This window comes from Acidimicrobiales bacterium, from assembly GCA_036270875.1.
GTDB lineage: Bacteria > Actinomycetota > Acidimicrobiia > Acidimicrobiales > AC-9 > AC-9.
Window position 1 is genome coordinate 1 of the sequence record DATBBR010000122.1, and the last position, 2,359, is coordinate 2,359.

Genomic DNA, 2,359 nt, shown 5'->3' on the forward strand with positions numbered 1-2,359 from the left:
CCCCGGCGTCCATCTGGCGTCGAAAGGTCCCGAGCGAAACCACGTTTCCTTCCGGGGAGAACGGGCATTCGGTAGACCAGCTCGCCTCCGGGCGGGTGAGGGGGCGGGAGGCAGGACCGTGCTGCACCAAGTCGGCGGACGGGGTTCGTGAGCGTCGGCACGCTCGTGCTGGGCCTGCTCAACGGCCTGACCATCGGCCTGCTCGCGGTCGGGCTGGTCCTGGTCTACAAGTCCAACCGCTTCCTCAACCTTGCGCAGGGCCAGATGGGGACGCTGTCGGCGCTCCTCCTCGCCAAGTGGGTGCTCGACTGGGGTTGGGGCTGGTGGGCCGCTTTCCTCGCGGCCATCGCCGTCGGAATCACCACTGGATTCGTCATCGAACGATTCCTGGTGGCGCCGGTTCGACGGCGATCGAAGTCGCCGATCCGTCTGCTACTGGTCTCACTGGCGGCGTCGCAGGTGCTCCTCGCCTTAACGTACTTCCCCGCCCTGAATCCCGGTGCGGGGAGATCTTCGGTCTACCCACAACCCTTCGGCTCCCATCTGCAACTCGGCGGGGTGCAGCTCACGGGCATGTGGATCCTGACCGCAGTGCTGGTGCCGCTGCTGGTGATCGGGCTGGCGATCTTCATGCGGTACTCGGTGGTCGGCAAGCAGATCCGGGCGGCAGCCAACAACCCCGACGCAGCCCGCCTGAGTGGGATCTCCGTCAGCCGGGTCAGCGTCATCTCCTGGGCTCTGGCCGGAGGGCTCTCGGCGATCGCCGCCGTCCTGGTGGCGCCGACTGAAGCGAATTTCAACGTGGCGGCGCTGGGCCCGTATCTCCTCATGGTGACATTGGGGGCGGCGGCGCTCGGTGCGTTCGTCAGCCTCCCGGCTGCACTTGGAGGCGGCGTGGTCCTGGGCCTGATCAGCCAGATCGTCGGGGCGACTATGTCGAACGGAACCGACGGCGAGCTCGCAGTGTTCGCAGCCGTGATGCTGATCGTCTTGGTCCGGGGGCGTGCCATCGGTCAGGCGTTCACCGTCGCCGGCGCCGCCGTCGAGGACCGACCCCTGCTGCGGATCCCGCGCAGTCTCGTCTCGTCGCGTCTGGTTCGCCACCAACGGGCTGGCTTGGCCGCGGCCGGTCTGGCCCTGGCCGCCATCTGGCCGCTGCTCCCCTATTTCCATACCTCGGCGAATCAGTTCAGCCTCTCGCTCATCCTCATCTACGCGATCGTCGGCGTGGGCCTGACGATCTTGCTCGGTTGGGGCGGTCAGGTCAGTCTCGGACAGTTCGCATTGGTCGGTTTCGGCGCGTATCTCACCGCGCGCTGGGTCGGGCATGGGTGGTCGCTCCCAGCGCTTCTCGTCGTCGTGGGCGCGACGTGCGCACTCGTCCTCGTCATCGTCGGCCTCCCCGCGTTGCGCGTTCCCGGCCTGACCTTGGCGGTCACCACACTCGGGTTCGCCGTCATTAGTGACGACTTCTTGTTCCACCAATCGTTCTTCGGTTCGTCACAGCCCTTCGGGGAGACACTGCAATCGCCACCCTGGGGCCCGCAGCTCGGGACGCCGCATTCCGCGCTGGCCGTCTATTACCTTGCGCTCGTCGTCTTGATCTGCGCCCTGGGAGCGGGTGCGGCCTTACGGCGATCGGTTCCAGGCCGGTCGATTGTCGCGGTACGTGACAACGAGCGCGCCAGCGCGGCCTTCGGGCTCAACCCGGCCTCGGTCAAACTAGCCACTCTCGCTGTGTCCGGGTTCTTTGCCGGAACTGCCGGTGTCCTATGGGCGGACGCCTGGAAGACCGTCGCACCGACTCAGTTCCCCGCGGACCTGTCGCTCGGGCTCATCGCCATCCCAGTGATCGGCGGCCTGGGATCGCTGGGTGGCGCGGCCGTGGCTGCCGCCCTGGTTTACGGCCTGGCGCTCTTCGTCGGCCCCTCGGTCTCGGGCGTGTTCGGCAATTTCGGCCAGAGCCTCGCGTTCAGTCTCCTTCTCGCCGGTGTGGGGCAGCTCCTCGTGCTGCTCCAGATGCCCTCGGGCTTGGCCGGCGTCGGGCAGAGGATGTGGCAGCGGATCCTGGACCGGCGGGCGCGGCGGGCCGTCGCCGACCTCTCCCTCCCCGGACCTGGCGGACCCGAGACGACCACCGCGGCCACGCCGCTCCCCGCGGTGGCACGGCGCCCAGACGCAGCCGCACCAGAGCCCCTCGAGCACGACGCCACGCCCGCCGTCGTACTCGAGGTCACAGGCGTCCACGTCCACTTCGGTGGAGTGGTGGCCCTGGACCAACCGGACATCTGCGTCCGGGCCGGCGAGATGGTCGGGCTCATCGGGACTAACGGGGCAGGCAAGACCACACTCTTGAACG

General features: G+C 68.1%; 1 protein-coding gene. It reads left to right on the forward strand.

Features of this window, described 5'->3' with window-relative positions; translation table 11 throughout:
• Positions 1-147: 147 nt before the first annotated feature.
• Positions 148-2,359: hypothetical protein (locus VH112_12245; protein ID HEX4541006.1), on the forward strand; the 2,212-nt coding region annotated here is incomplete at its 3' end.